The 15253-nt window shown below is 38.7% G+C and carries 13 protein-coding genes; 5 read left to right on the top strand and 8 right to left on the bottom strand.

Annotated features, from left to right (window positions below; translation table 11 throughout):
- Positions 1–55 precede the first annotated feature (55 nt).
- The 3 genes from M0R16_08125 to clpB all read right to left on the bottom strand — a co-directional run bounded on the left by M0R16_08125 (position 56) and on the right by clpB (position 5215).
- The gene (locus tag M0R16_08125) at positions 56–928 is read right to left on the bottom strand and encodes a T9SS type A sorting domain-containing protein (GenBank protein ID MCK9612855.1); all 873 of its coding nucleotides are present in this window, start codon (positions 926–928) and stop codon (positions 56–58) included.
- Positions 929–1005: 77 nt separating this feature from the next.
- Complete coding sequence (locus tag M0R16_08120) at positions 1006–2430, bottom strand: radical SAM protein (protein ID MCK9612854.1); 1425 nt, start codon at positions 2428–2430, stop codon at positions 1006–1008.
- Positions 2431–2623: 193 nt separating this feature from the next.
- Positions 2624–5215, bottom strand: a complete 2592-nt coding sequence (gene clpB, locus M0R16_08115; protein MCK9612853.1) for an ATP-dependent chaperone ClpB — start codon at positions 5213–5215, stop codon at positions 2624–2626.
- 275 nt (positions 5216–5490) lie between these two features.
- Between clpB and M0R16_08110 the strand changes: the two genes are divergently transcribed.
- On the top strand, positions 5491–5937 hold the full coding sequence (locus M0R16_08110; protein MCK9612852.1) for an energy transducer TonB: 447 nt from the start codon (positions 5491–5493) through the stop codon (positions 5935–5937).
- A 283-nt stretch (positions 5938–6220) separates the two neighbouring features.
- Here M0R16_08110 and ribD read toward each other — a convergent pair whose 3' ends face one another.
- Positions 6221–7246 carry a bifunctional diaminohydroxyphosphoribosylaminopyrimidine deaminase/5-amino-6-(5-phosphoribosylamino)uracil reductase RibD gene (ribD, locus tag M0R16_08105; protein ID MCK9612851.1) on the bottom strand — a complete coding sequence of 342 codons (1026 nt, stop codon included), beginning with the start codon at positions 7244–7246 and terminating at the stop codon, positions 6221–6223.
- A gap of 119 nt (positions 7247–7365) precedes the next feature.
- Between ribD and porQ the strand changes: the two genes are divergently transcribed.
- Positions 7366–8436 carry a type IX secretion system protein PorQ gene (gene porQ / locus M0R16_08100; GenBank protein ID MCK9612850.1) on the top strand — a complete coding sequence of 357 codons (1071 nt, stop codon included), beginning with the start codon at positions 7366–7368 and terminating at the stop codon, positions 8434–8436.
- A 58-nt stretch (positions 8437–8494) separates the two neighbouring features.
- Here porQ and M0R16_08095 read toward each other — a convergent pair whose 3' ends face one another.
- A complete protein-coding gene (locus tag M0R16_08095; protein ID MCK9612849.1) occupies positions 8495–9406 on the bottom strand; it encodes a hypothetical protein in 912 nt (303 codons plus the stop codon).
- Between the two features lie 173 nt (positions 9407–9579).
- Here M0R16_08095 and M0R16_08090 point away from each other — a divergent pair, with 173 nt between their 5' ends.
- Both M0R16_08090 and M0R16_08085 read left to right on the top strand, forming a co-directional pair.
- Complete coding sequence (locus M0R16_08090) at positions 9580–10821, top strand: hypothetical protein (protein ID MCK9612848.1); 1242 nt, start codon at positions 9580–9582, stop codon at positions 10819–10821.
- Between the two features lie 36 nt (positions 10822–10857).
- On the top strand, positions 10858–11871 hold the full coding sequence (locus M0R16_08085; GenBank protein ID MCK9612847.1) for a GyrI-like domain-containing protein: 1014 nt from the start codon (positions 10858–10860) through the stop codon (positions 11869–11871).
- A gap of 50 nt (positions 11872–11921) precedes the next feature.
- On the opposite strand, the gene M0R16_08080 is transcribed toward M0R16_08085, so the two are convergent.
- Positions 11922–13493 carry a hypothetical protein gene (locus M0R16_08080; protein ID MCK9612846.1) on the bottom strand — a complete coding sequence of 524 codons (1572 nt, stop codon included), beginning with the start codon at positions 13491–13493 and terminating at the stop codon, positions 11922–11924.
- Positions 13494–13549: 56 nt separating this feature from the next.
- Between M0R16_08080 and M0R16_08075 the strand changes: the two genes are divergently transcribed.
- Positions 13550–14293, top strand: coding sequence for an SAM-dependent methyltransferase (locus M0R16_08075; protein ID MCK9612845.1), 744 nt, complete (start codon positions 13550–13552; stop codon positions 14291–14293).
- Here the strand turns inward: M0R16_08075 and M0R16_08070 are convergent, their stop codons facing one another.
- Both M0R16_08070 and M0R16_08065 read right to left on the bottom strand, forming a co-directional pair.
- Positions 14294–14857, bottom strand: a complete 564-nt coding sequence (locus M0R16_08070; protein ID MCK9612844.1) for a hypothetical protein — start codon at positions 14855–14857, stop codon at positions 14294–14296.
- Between the two features lie 11 nt (positions 14858–14868).
- Positions 14869–15060: a hypothetical protein gene (locus M0R16_08065; protein ID MCK9612843.1), complete on the bottom strand. Its 192-nt coding sequence runs from the start codon at positions 15058–15060 to the stop codon at positions 14869–14871.
- Between the last annotated feature and the right edge of the window lie 193 nt (positions 15061–15253).

Raw genomic sequence — 15253 nt, 5'->3', positions numbered from 1 at the left:
AGTAAAAAGCCCGGATAATTTTTATCCAGGCTTTTTACTTTTTATCCGCCTGATATTATTTTCTGACAAACGGCAATGAATAATAGCTTCTTTTTTCGCATTCAATAAGTAAAATATATTGCCCCGGCTTTAAGGGAGTTGTATTAATATGTATTTTGCTGCCTGACAAGTTTTCTTTCTGTAATACCAATGCTCCATTAAAATTATATACCTTCAGGTTCTTAACTGTTTTGGGGCCATCAATTTGTATTGTTTCGTTGCATGGGTTTGGTGTCAGGACAAATCCTCCGTTGATTTCGTTATTTCCGCCAATTCCGGACGTTTCAAATTCGATAATGTAATAAATGGTATTGGTAACGCTAATATCATTCCATTCGCCCGTAATACCCAACGATGTTGATCCGTAAGGCCAGCCGGTCAGTGCTATGGCTGCGCCATCCTGGTTCGAGGAAAAGTCATCAGGTTCTTTATATACCGCTGTTGAAGTTCCACCCCAGTTCACATAGGCACCACCGACAGTTGCTCCATTATTTGCTCCTGCAGCCCCCTGCCCTGTCCAGAAGGTCACTCCGGAATCATCACCATTGCCGTCCCACAACCAGGTACCTTCTGTTGCTTTGTCCGTAGCACCAATCCATACATATGAAGTGCCGCCTCCATCCATAACAGGTTTATAGTTGTTGGCAATACCTGAGCTGACAATGCCATTGTAAACCGCTGTCTGTTCTGCCAGGTCGTTTATTTCTACCAGAACACCTCCTCTTTCAACAGCACATGAAGCGGCATCGGACCATGTTTTCTCTTCTTTAACCAATTCATAATTTTTTCCACCGTAACTGAATGAATAAATGTTTGCAGGATTTGCACATTGTGCTGACAGTTTTAATTGAATAAAAACAAAAAATAACATGAATAAAAATAATTTCATATAATCTCCTTTTTTTTGTAAACATTTTGAAAATTATACTATTATACAAACACAAATATATAAAAAAAACAAACAAATTACAAACGCCCTTCTTCCATCCATTTTTTTCTGATCCTCAGAAGTGTTCGGAACATTGGCTCTGAGAGACTCTGTTCTTTTCTTAATGTAATTGCTTCCTGAAGCATGTCAGGTGGTGGTTTTGTTTCCGAAGAGAATAATACATTGTGTTTTCTCCCTTGTTTTTCTTTAAGGTAGTTATAGAGTTCTTCAAGCGGGAATTTATCGGATGTATAAAAAACAGGTCGTAGTAAACTATCTTCCGGGCTGATAAGTTTCTCTTCCATGGCGATGCTGCAGAGCCTTGTACCCGGATAAATCCTCAGGCTTGTGCTAATATGCACCAGATCTTCTTTCGAAACATACTTTTCAATAAAGTCAAAAGTTTCATCAATTGTCTTACAGGTTTCTCCCGGGCCTCCGAAAACAAAGAACCACATCACAGGCAAACCGGACTGCCTGAGGAGTTCGGCTGTTTTTTGCAACTGCACCTGGCTGAAGTTCTTTCTAAGGTTCTTCAGCATCAATGGAGAAGCACTGTCTGGTGTTACATCAATCTGAACAAAACCCGCCTGCTTCATCAGCGCAAAAAGTTCTCCACTAGTATTGGCAGGATTGATGCCCATGGTGCGAAGTCGTACCTTTAGGTTTCTATTAATAATTTCGCGACAAATGCTTTCTGCATGCCCTGCAGGGTCGTTAAAAGTGGAATCAACAAACTCAAAATACACATCGCCAAGACTCTCAGAAACGTGCTTTATTTCTTCTGCAATTTCATCAGGCCTGCGTATCCTGAAATGCTTCCCTTCTATCAAAGGGTATGTGCAATAGATGCATTGGTGGCAACAACCCCGCTTGGTCTGTATTGAATATGCCCCCCGCTCACGATAGTACCCAAAGTCAATAAACTTTTCAATGCCTGAATAATACTTTTTAATAGGGTATGCTGAAGTATTTTTTTTCCTCGACTTAAATGATTCCGATTCTCTTGAAATAACTCCTTTTATCCTGCTTACATCTTCTTTGTTATCAAGCCCTTCAAGCAACTGTAAAAAACTTTCTTCGCCTTCGCCGCAAATGCCGTAATCCAATCCGAAAAAGTCAAGCATTTCGTATGGGTACATACTGAATGCACTTCCGCCGAGTATCACAGGAATATCAGTTATGTTTATAACAGGTGTAATGATTTTTTCTTTTATCGTATCAAGAAAAAATTCAGGCGCTTCCACTGACATATTATCAACATTGCGGATACTGCAACCTATATAATCGGGCTTAAATGATGAAACAACATCGGGCAGTAACTTGCCGTCATCAGCCATGCAGTCATGAACTTTCACTTCATACTTGACTGAAATGCTCTGCGACACAATACATAAACCAATAGGTGGAACCGGGTATGGAACTTTCTCAGTATTGGTGCTTATAAGCAGGACTTTTTTCATCTATCTCTCAAGTTAACTTGTTTTGGGACTAAGTTACAAATTTATATAAATCGTAATAAAAACATAAATCAAAACAAATTCCACTTTACAGATAAAGATAAACAACCATAAATTATTTTTATTATAATAAATTCCTTGCTTATGTCAAATTCAAGAGAAAGTTCTAAACTAATTTTAAAAAATCAATTATTGATTACAAGTTTACAAACTCAAACTCGCCTTTTTTCAATCTCAATTCCACTTCGTTGCCTTTGTTAACCATACCGGCAATTATCTGCTTTGCCAGCTTGTTGACTACTTCTTGCTGTATCACCCTTTTTACAGGCCTTGCGCCATAGTTGGGATCGTAGCCTAATTCAGCAATTTTTTCAAGAGCTGTTTCAGTAACTTTAAGGGTAATGCTATTCTGAGCAAGCATTTTCTGCACATTGCCCAGTTGCAGTTCCACTATTTGTTTTATCTCATCTTTGGTCAGGGGATTGAACATAATGACCTCGTCAATGCGGTTCAGGAACTCCGGACGTATCGTTTGTTTCAGCAATCCGAAAACAAGATTTTTCGTTTCATTAATAATTATATCACGATTCTTTTCGTTCAGTTCCGAAAATTTCTCCTGTATGATATGCGAACCGATGTTGGAAGTCATTATGATTATAGTGTTTTTAAAATCTGCAGTTCTCCCTTTGTTATCTGTAAGCCTGCCGTCGTCGAGCACTTGCAGTAAAATATTAAACACATCCGGATGCGCTTTTTCAATTTCATCCAGAAGCACTACAGAATAAGGTTTTCTTCTAACTGCTTCGGTAAGCTGGCCGCTTTCTTCATAGCCCACGTATCCCGGAGGCGCACCAACCAATCTCGAGACGGTATGCCGTTCCTGATATTCAGACATATCAATACGCACCATGGCATTTTCGTCAGAAAACAAATACTCCGCAAGGGCTTTGGCTAATTCGGTTTTACCTACTCCGGTTGTGCCAAGAAACAAAAATGAGCCAATAGGCTTTCTTGCATCCTGCAGTCCGGCACGGCTGCGGCGTATGGCATCAGAAACAGCTATAATAGCTTCCTCCTGCCCTACGACCCTTTTATGTAATTCATCTTCAAAATGCAATAGCTTTTCTTTTTCGCTTTCAAGCATCTTACTCACAGGTATGCCTGTCCATTTTGACACTATTTCTGCAATCTGCCCGGCGTCCACTTCTTCATTTATCATAGCTGAAGCAGACTGCAACGAATTGAGTTTTGCTTTCAATTCTTCCAGTTTTGTCTCTGCCTGTTTTATTTTTCCATAACGAAGTTCCGCAACTAAACCGTAATTACCGTCTCGTTCAGCGGCATCGGCTTCAAATTTATAACTTTCTATCTCTTTTTTTTGCTGCTGAATGCCTTCCACAATATCTTTTTCCATTTGCCAGCGTGATTTCAGATTATTATGTTCCTCTTTAAGCCCTGCAATCTCTGCATTCAGAGATTCCAGTTTTTCTTTGTCGTTTTCACGTTTTATGGCTTCACGTTCAATCTCAAGCTGGCGTATGCGGCGGTCCACTTCATCCAGTTCTTCAGGAACGGAGTTTATCTCAAGTCTCAAACGTGCCGCAGCTTCGTCAATCAAATCTATAGCCTTGTCGGGAAGAAAACGTTCAGTAATATATCGTTGTGATAGCTCAACAGCCGCAATGATGGCTTCGTCTTTTATCCGCACCTGGTGATGCGTTTCATAACGGGATTTCAGTCCGCGCAATATGGAAATAGAATCGGCTGCCGACGGTTCATCCACCATCACCATTTGGAAACGTCGCTCCAGAGCTTTGTCCTTTTCAAAATATTTCTGGTATTCCTTCAATGTAGTTGCACCAATAGCGCGTAATTCTCCCCGTGAAAGCGCAGGTTTCAGTATATTGGCAGCATCCATAGCGCCTTCACCGCCACCGGCACCTACCAAAGTATGTATCTCATCTATAAAAAGTATGATATCGCCTTCTGAAGAGATGACTTCTTTAATCACGCTTTTCAGGCGTTCTTCAAATTCGCCTTTGTATTTGGCACCGGCTATCAGGGCACCCATATCCAGTGAATATAATTGTTTGCTTTTCAGGTTTTCCGGTATGTCGCCACTGATAATTCGGTGGGCAATACCTTCAGCAATGGCTGTTTTACCAACACCAGGCTCTCCGACAAGGATGGGGTTATTTTTAGTCCTTCGCGACAAAATCTGCAGCACTCTGCGTATCTCATCATCACGGCCAATCACAGGGTCAAGTTTCCCTGAACGAGCCAAATCATTAAGGTTGCGTGCATATTTATTCAGCGAATTATAGGTTTCTTCAGCACTCTGACTATTCGCTTTTGAACCTTTGCGAAGCCCGTCGATAGCTACCCGCAGGTCTTTGGCATTTACGCCGCTATCTTTGAGTAATCGTGCAGCCGTATCATCGCAGGATAATATACCCTGCAACAGATGTTCGATGGTAACAAATTCATCGCCTGACTCTCTGGCTATATCAGAAGCTTTTGTTATGGCAAGGTTTGCATCACGTGAAAGATATTGTTCGCCACCGGCAACTTTTGGAAATGATGCAATGATCTGTTCAAGCGCCCTTGTAAAAATCTGCATGTTGACATTTAGTTTCTGAAGAAGATAGGGTATCACGTTCTCATCCACGCTAAGCATGCCTTTTAGCAAATGAGCATTTTCAATCTGCTGATGCTGAAATGCTGAAGCGATTTCCTGTGCTTTCTGCACGGACTCCTGCGCCTTTATTGTAAAATTATTGAAATTCATCATTTTCATTTTTAACTACATACAGGCCCTGTCAAAAGTAGTGCCTTAGTATAAAAAAGTATTATTTCCTGTCAAAATTTCATTTATTTTGCTTGTTGCGTAGTCAAAATTACAGCCTTGTTTAAAGTGAATATAATAGACATAATGAATTTCATAGCCGTTCTCTTCCTAAAAAACACCTTAAACTTTTTATTGCCTGCCATTAACTTAAAATGCATAAATATGTTTTGCATAAATCCGAAAATTGCAGTTGTATTAACCAAACAACATTTAATATGAAAAAAAACATTAAAAAACACAGGCCGTTCATAATAACTGCCTTGGTGTTGATTGCCGCCTCATTCTTTGCCATTGCATCCATTTCATGCCAAAACAGCACTAAAAACAAAGAAATTGTTGAAAACGACACAGAAGACATTGAAATGCCGCAATTTCCCGGAGGACAGAAAGCGCTGACAAAATTCATTATTGACAATGTGCAATATCCCGAAAAATGCAGAAAAAATGGTATAGAAGGCAAAGTAATGGTGAACTTTACTGTTTCTACATCCGGCCAACTTAACAATATTAAAGTGGCTGAAAAAGTTCATGAACTCCTTGACCAGGAGGCATTGCGAGTGGTGTCTATCATGCCTGTCTGGATTCCCGGCAAAAAAAATGGTGCTGCAATTGATATGGAAATGACACTCCCTATTGCTTTCAAACTGGGAGAAAAAAAGTAGATGGAAGAACATGAACGACTCCAATAGGTGCCGGTTTGTTGAAAATCACATAAGAAAAACTGCAATGCATAGTTTCAAGGCATTTAATAGATTTTTTTGAAAGCGGCACCTATTTTTCGCACAAAATCTTCAACTCTACATTTAGGACTTAAAAATAGCGTTGCTTTTGATAAAATATTCATTCCCTTCCCAGTTGTACCAGGCAAACTGCGCACCAAAGGGCACAGCAATGATTCCATTTTCAACAGATATGGAGTTAATCTCACAGCAATTAAAATAAATTTTAAATGTCTTGGTTTTTTATAAAACTCAGTTTATCCTCCCCAATACTCCTGGTATTTTGGTGTATTCCTTTTATCTCAGGAGCCCGGACTCCGCCGAAGAAAAAACAATTGCCCGTAAATATCCTTGCTTCATCCCAAAAACCATTGTCAATGAAGGATTGCAGGGTTTCTCTCCCGCCTTCAACAATTAGTGAAAGGATATCTCTTTTAAATAAAATTGACAAAATCTGGGTAATAATTTCGTTGTGAAAATCAATTTTAAGCCATTCCACATTATCAATTATTTCGTCTTTTTTAGAATTGAATACTATTGTATCAGCACTTTTATCAAGAACTTTAGAGTTTTTATTTACTAGAAGATTCTCATCTATAACAAGCCGTAAAGGATTATTTCCGCTCCATTCACGGACAGTCAGTTGCGGATTGTCAAGCAATACGGTTTTTGTGCCCGTAAGTATTGCCTGTTCTTCCGAACGCCAGCGGTGCACCAGCATGCGGGTGTTTTTATCCGTTATCCAGTTAATTTTCGGTGCAAGGGTTTTTCTGTCTTTGTCAATGTACCCGTCAAGCGTTTGAGCCCATTTCAATATAACATACGGGCGTTTTTTCGTGTGAAAAGTAAAAAAACGTTTGTTCAATTCCCTGCATTCTTCATCCAATACCCCGAGTTTTATTTCCACTCCTACGCTTTTCATCTTTTCAATTCCCCTGCCTTCTACTTTTTCAGAGGGGTCAGCAGTGCCAATTACCACACGGCGAATACCTTTCTCAAGGATGAAGTCGGCACAGGGTGGCGTTTTCCCAAAGTGGCTGCAGGGTTCCAGGTTCACATATAAAGTACTGAAAGGTAGTAATTCAGTATTTCTGACTGAATTAACAGCATTCACTTCGGCATGAGTACCGCCAAAAACAGCATGGTAGCCTTCCCCGATAATAAGGCCGTTATGAACAATCACGCAACCGACCATAGGGTTGGGAGCTACATTTCCCATACCATTCCCTGCCAGCTCAAGGCAGCGTTTCATAAACAATTCATCCACTTGCATGAGCCCAAAATTAACACAATATTTTTAATAATCTCACGTTTTCAAAAGCAATAGTTGTAAAGAAAAATTTATCTTTGCCTGCAATATAAACCAGCCCCTTGAAAAAACTCACACTGCTTTTTTCAGCCTTGCTTATCTCCGGAAATTTATTTTCGCAAACCGGGGGCAACAATACTTATGAGTTTCTTAATCTGCCGGCTTCTGCCCGCATAGCGGCTCTTGGGACAAATTTTCTGGCTGCCGGCGATGGCGACATTAATCTGGCTATTGCCAACCCTTCGGTAATTGGTGAGAATATCAACAATCAATTGTCGCTGAATTTTGTTGATTATTTTGGGGATGTGAATTACGGCATGGTGGCTTATTCTAAAACTTTTAAAAAAGCCGGAAGTTTTGCCTCTTCCCTGCAGTTTATCAACTATGGCCGTTTTCTGGAAGCAGATGAAACAGGACTTACCTATGGGAATTTCAGCGGCGGGGAATATGCCCTGAATATAGGATGGGGACGAAAGCTTGACAAACACTTCCTGTTGGGAGCAAACCTGAAATTTATTTATTCACACCTTGAAAAATTTAACTCCTTTGGCATGGCTGTGGACGTTGCCGGCTCTTATTTCCATGAAAAAAGTGGCTTCATGGCCAGCGTAATATTTAAAAACATCGGCAGGCAGCTTAAGCCTTATATCAAAGGCTCTATTGACCCCCTGCCCTTTGAAATACAGATAGGTTTGTCGCAACGCTTTAACAAATTACCTTTGAGGTATTCCATCGTTTACAATCATCTGGAAAAATTTGATCTGACATATACCAATCCCTTATCTTCCAATGTTGACCCTGTTTCGGGAGATACAATTACCAGGTCGAAATTCGATGTCTTTGCCGACAAACTGATGAGGCATTTTGTTTTAGGACTGGAGTTTTATCCTCATAAAAGATTTTATATCAGCTTGGGTTACAATTATCAAAGGCGTGCCGAATTGCGCACCGAATTTAAAAAGGGCATTGTTGGTTTCTCCATTGGATGCGGCATACATGTTTACAAATTTCACATCAGCTACTGCTGGTCGAAATACCATCTCGCTGCAGCACCAAATACTTTTACGGTAACAACCAATATCAGCGAATGGTTTTCAAAAAAAGTTACAAAGCCGGAAGTAAATAACAAATAAACTTCCTCAAAAATTTATAACATCTAAAAAGGATGGCCACTGATACTTTGGTATCAGGTTAAAATCTGTATTTCAACCCCATACCCATACCCACAGAAGGTCTGAAAAAATTATCGCTTCCGTCAACGAGCTGTTGATAATCGGCTCCCAGTTGCCCTTTTAGGTAGAGGTGAAATTTATTAAATACCTTATGCTTCTTCGAAAGACGGAAATCAACACCAAAGGGGACATACAACCTGACTAAAACGCTTTTTACAGAATTGCTACTGTTTCTGTCGGTTTGTTCTGCGTGATTGAAATAATTGAAATCATTCCCATTTATTTCATACCCATCCATGGAATAGATGACGTCAATGGTGTTTTTTGTAATCGTCAAATAACGGGAAGTAATTGAGAATCCTGCGTTGAGGCCTGCACCCGCAAACAAACTCACCGTTTTCTCCTGATTGGAACGTGCCAGAAAGGATATGTCAATACCGATAACATTCATCGTGTAATAATTATGAATTTGTGTCAAATCGATGGTATCGGAATTAATTACTCCACTAGGTGAAATAAAATTATCTCCTGCACTGACAACAGATATTGATTTTGTTCCTGCTGCCCAGTCGCCCCTTTCAAAGTTAAAGCCAAAACGTATTTCCATTTTCCGGTTGTAATCGCCAATTTTTTTACAATAGGGTGAAAACCCAGCCCCCAGGTTAATTTGCGTTACATTCATGAAACTGCTGCTCCCTCCCATGTCATGCTTACTTGTTTGAATATTGTTATCTGCAAAGGAAAACTTATCAAAATCAAATAAATCTCCAAGGCTTTGAGAAATAATCATCCTGGTGTTTTCCAGGTAAATTGATGATACTGCAAGTTTGCATTTCTTATTCACCAGATTGGTGTTGGTATCGCTGTTAACATTTTGCCCGTAAATATTTAATGCAAGAAGTAAGATAGGTAATACAAAAATTTTTTTCATACTAGATGATTTAAGTTTATAAATAAAAAATAAAATTATTACTGAGAAAGTAACGTAATTATTTAATTATTATTATAATTCAATTATTCAAATGCATAAATAAAAATATTTAGTTGTGAGTTGATGTATTTCGTAAATTTGCTTTCATTAATAACTAAAAAAAATTTGAACCTATGAAGAAGACAATTTTATTGATAATATCAGTTCTTGCTGTTTCTATAGTAACAGCTCAGTCCCCGCGTAAGGACAAGGTAATTTTTAAGGAATACCAGCCCGGTTATTATCAAAATTATATCCTGAAAGGGATAGAGGAATTTAATAATAAAAGCGAACAACCAAAAACAGAACGCCGTTTTAAGATGGATTTCAGCGGCATAAACCTGCCTACGGATATTGATTTGTATAAAAAATACTGGTATAACGAACCTGTTTCGCAGGGAAACACAGGAACTTGCTGGTGTTTCTCCTCAACTTCCTTCCTTGAATCTGAAATTTTCAGGCAGACAGGCCAAAAAATTAAACTTTCGGAAATGTACACCGTATATTGGGAATACGTTGAAAAAGCAAAATATTTTATTAAAACCCGCGGCGCATCAGCATTTGCAGAAGGTTCAGAAGCCAACGCCGTAACGCGTATGTGGAAAATCTATGGAGTGGTTCCCTTAGAAGCCTATAACGGGATGCTTCCGGGACAAACATACCACAACCACAGCAAGATGTTCGAGGAAATGGAAAGTTGCCTGAAATCACTTAAAACCTCCAATGCATGGAATGAAGAGCTCGCAATCAATACCATTAAAAGCATCATGAATTCCTATATGGGCATACCACCGGCAAAAGTTACTATAAATGGCAAAGAAATGACACCGCAGGAATACCTTAAAAACATCTTAAAACTCAATCCTGATGATTACATTGATGTTACTTCATTAATGGAAAAACCATATTTTACTAAGGTTGAATATAAAGTTCCCGACAACTGGTGGCATAGCGCCGATTATTACAATCTTCCGCTCGACGATTACATGCAGGTGATAAAAAACGCTATCCGTAAAGGTTACACCATAGCCATTGGCGGCGATGTCTCCGAAGCAGGCTTTGAATCCTTTGCACAGGTGGCTATGATACCTACATTTGATATTCCTTCGGAATATATTGACGAAAGTGCGCGGCAGTTCCGTTTCAGCAATCAAACTACCACCGATGACCATGGATTACACATAGTCGGGTATCTTGAAAAAGACGGCAAGGATTGGTACCTTGTTAAAGATTCCGGCTCCGGTTCACGAAATGTCGGCAAACAAAGCAAAAGCTTCGGGTTCTATTTCTTCCACGAAGATTATGTAAAACTTAAGATAATGGATTTTATGATACATAAGGATATGATGAAAGATTACCTGCCGAAGTTTAAATAAATCTCAAATTACAAATTAATTTAAAAATTACAAATTATGAAATTTATTAAAAAATTATTCGTCGCATTACTGGTGCTCATCATCATATTGCTGGTGGTTGCCATATTTCTTCCCTCTAAAAAGCATATAGAAGACTCTGCGAGCATTAAGTCCCCTGCAAAAATTATTTATGAGCAGGTGGTTAAAATGAAAAGCTGGGATAAGTGGTCACCATTTAAAGAAGGTGATACGGCCATGAAAATCACTTACGAAGGTCCTGCACAGGGAGTGGGTTCTATTATGAAATGGGAAAGCAAAAAGCAGGGCAAAGGCATGATGACTATTCTGGAAACAGAGCCTTATAAATATATCAAAACAAAGCTAGAGTTTGAAGGACAAGGAACATCATACAGTAACTGGCTTTTTACTGAAGAAGGTGATTCCACAAAGGTAACCTGGACTATTGACATTGAAGGGCTAAATTATCCTGTTGGAAGGCTTATGGGAGTTTTTATGACAGGAATATTGCACAAAAGTTTTCAGACCGGACTTGACAACCTTAAAAAAGTCAGCGAAGAATATCTAATAGTATTGAACACTTTCAAAACATCAGATATAACTATTAAAGAAATGGAAAAACAATACGCAATATACATAATGGATTCGTCAAAGTGCAGCGAAGTGGATGTTATTATCGGCAAGCTGTTTGGCGAGATTTTCCAGTTTTTAGGTATGAATAAGATTGAATGCACAAGTCCTCCGTTTGCACGTTACCTTGTATGGGATGAGAAAGCCGACAGGAATGTACTGGAAGCAGGAACATTCATTAAAGCCCCTGTTGAAGGAAATGAAAGAGTAAAATTTCAGGAAATTCCCGCACAGAAATATGCCAGAGCTATGCACACAGGGGCTTACGAAACGGTATATAACACATATACTGCCATTGAAAAATACATAAAAGACCATAACCTCACTCCTGCCGGACCTCCCATGGAAATATACATCACCGACCCTGAAAAGGAAACTGATATGACCAAATGGGAAACGGAGGTTTTATATCCGATAAAATAATTTAAATCAAGAAATTTAAAAAGCGGCTGATGCCGCTTTTTAAATAATTATCAGTAGCTCGTTCCGCCTGCAGGAGCATAAACTTCATATTCATAAGTGATGCTCTTTTTATCTTTTCCATTAAAAGGTATTTCCCAGTCTATGCTTACGAAAGGATTCAGTGCACTGTAACGCCCGCTTTTTTCAATTTTCCCGTCATGGCTGGCGCTTAATGCATTGGCAACAAGGTCTTTCTTTATGGTAAGCAATATTTTTTTATCCTGAAGGTTCTCCACATAAATGGTACCTTTAATGGTAACTTTATTATAATATGTCTTACCTATTTTCTTAACATTCTCTTCTTTTTTAACTTCATCTTCTTTGTTTTTAACAACAATATCGCCTGCTTTGGCAAGTTGTACCGATGCGTTGGCTCCTTTGGGTGTATATTTAATGCGGTCTTGTGCCAGCGGCTGAAAAGCTTCATTCTGCACAAAAACGGGAGCCGTCGTAAACGGGTGATTGGTATTGTTGGTTATAAGCAAGGAATGAAATACATCAAATCTTTTTTCGGGGTCGTTGCTGATATAGCTGTATTGTGAATATTGAGCCACATCCCCTATAGTAACCTCATAAACATCTTTATAAGGTATTTTGGCCGCAAATACCTGAAAACTTGTTTTACTTTCTTTCGGCAGATTGACTTTCCCGAGTTTATACATATAAAGGTCATTGGTTTTTTCGCCTTCAGTGGAATAGTCGTAGTATTGGTTGTCAGCCCAGTCCGCAGTTCTTTCTTCAGCAACATAAACATTACTTGTGTAATATGTTTGTGTCTGAGCATAGGGTACTGATGCTGGTTTCACATCATAAAGCGATGTCAGGTAATTATTATATATCGGGTCGAAAGCTGCGCCATAATAAAACTGTGGGTTGCCGACAGTTAGTGTCAGTTCGGCATCTGTAATTTCTTCCGCATAGTTTTCCACCAGAGCTTTCATTTCAAGCTGAAGCTCATTTTCGTTCATTATTTTTATGTTGTAAGAAGGAATCCATTGTATCCCGCTTTGCATATATACCAACCTGAGGTCCGTATTGGCAACATTCTTATCAAAATATACTTTGGCAACCCTTACCAGAGAATCAACTGTGAGCAAGCCGGCACCAGTATCATCAAGGGTAAATTCTATAAGTGAGGATACCGGGAAATAAGTGGTCTTATTATCTGAAAGCCTGATTTTTGCTATGTTTGATGCTTCATAATATTCAACAAGCGTCCCGTTTATTTCCCTGAGGTTTTTTTCATTTCCGGCATAATAAGTAAAACGTACTTTTTTCCCCACCGAGCCTTTGAAAATATCTTTAAAATTCTGTGGTGTTTTTGTCTTTTTAATGGTGTCGGTAATAAAACAAACCCGTGTAATTTTAATGTCTTTTGTAGTATTCATCCAGTAAGTTCCCAGTAAGGGTTTCTGCGGAAGTTCAAGCATGGCATATCCTTTCTTCACATCCACAGCGCCTTCCTTAGCAATAAAATAAGTTCCGTTTTTAAATACATTCAATTGAACAGGCTTTAGATTGCTTTGTGCAAAAGCATAAACTGCCGGGAACAATATTCCCAGCAAAACAATAATTTTTTTCATAAAGCTGGCAGTTTTAATTTATATTTGTTTTGAAAACACTTTGACTATCAAATCTTATGCCAAAAAACATTATACATTCAGATATAAGCTCAGGGAAAGGAAAACTATACCTGATACCTTCATTATTAGGAAACGAATCAGATATCGCAGATGTTATACCACAACACGTTCAACAACGAGTATTGAGCACTAAAGTTTTTATAGTTGAAGAACTCAAAACAGCAAGGCGTTTCCTGAAAAAGCTTCATAAAGAAATTGATATTGACAGTCTGGAATTTCTCGTTTATAATGAGCACACCCTGAAAACATACTTACAGGATTTTATTTATCCCTTGTTGGCAGGAAAAGATGTCGCACTTCTTTCGGAAGCCGGATTGCCCTGTGTCGCAGACCCCGGAAGTGAAATTGTAGCTGAAGCGCACCGGCGTGGAATAGAAGTTATCCCATTAACAGGCCCTTCTTCCATCATGCTTGCACTTATAGCTTCGGGTTTTAACGGGCAGAATTTTGCTTTTCATGGATATTTGCCTGTTGACAAAAACATTAGGGCAAAAAAAATCAGACAACTCGAACAAAAAGCCAACCAAAACCAGCAGACACAGATCTTTATTGAAACTCCATATCGCAATAACCAGTTATTGCAGACGATTCTTGAAAACTGCTGTGATGACACCATGTTATGTATGGCTGCTGATATCACATTGCCATCCCAAAAAATTATTTCTGAAGCAATTAAAATCTGGAAAAAAAAGCCGTTTGATTTTCACAAACGGCCTTCCGTGTTTTTAATATCCAGGTAATTATTTTGTTTTTGTCTGAGTCTCTTTCTGCTTGTCCAGGTTGCTTTTCACATCATTATTTTTTTTCTGTAAATCATCCACTTGTTTTTCCATATCTTCCAGTTCTTTTTTCTTCTTTGCATATTCAGCTTCTGAGATTTTTTTATCTTTTTTCTTTTGCTCCAGCTTGTCTTTTGCTTCTTTTATCTTGGCTTTTGTGTCATCGTTGGTTTTACTAACCTGATCTATGTTGGTTTGGGTATTTGTAACCGCTTCTTTATCATTTTTTGATTTGGCCTCATTTGCCCTGTTCTGTCCGAACTCCCTACCCTGCAGGCTGTCTTTATCTTTACCGTAGGCATGGCCTTTTCCCTGGGTTTCTTTGTCTTTATTCTGACCCTGGTTGCCCTTATCTTTATCCTGCCCCTGCCCGGTAACCTTGTTAGCCTGTTCTTTGTTATCTTTTATCTTGTCGGATTTCTCTTTGTCGGTTTTATTGTTCTCTTTACCAGAGCCATGCTGGGCGTATAAGTTTGTTCCAAATATCAACCCGCAAACTAATGTGAAAATCAATGCTTTTTTCATGGTAATAAGATTTAAATGTTGTTTAATAAGCTGTCTGCTTTTTTGTTCAGGTCTTCCGACTGTGTTTTAATATCGGCAGAAGACTTTTCAATCTGCTGCATTTCAGGCGAAACTATAGTGTCAGTCTGAACTTCATCAGTAGCACCACCGCCACAGGATGTAAGCATAAATGCGCATGCAAGTAGCATTAAAAATTTTTTCATTGTTTTTAAATTTTAGTTAATAATTCTATGACAAAATTAAGCATTTTTGATTTATATATGTATATTTATATATTTTAATAACGCCAGTCTTGTTTTTGTTGTATATACACTGAATCGGGCAAAAACTATTGGAATATATAACAAAATAACCTCTTTTTATCATTGAATATCCTAAAATTCTTTTATCATACGA

The organism is Bacteroidales bacterium (assembly GCA_023228145.1).
GTDB lineage: Bacteria > Bacteroidota > Bacteroidia > Bacteroidales > CAIWKO01 > CAIWKO01.
This window is presented reverse-complemented; position numbering and strand designations above follow the sequence as displayed.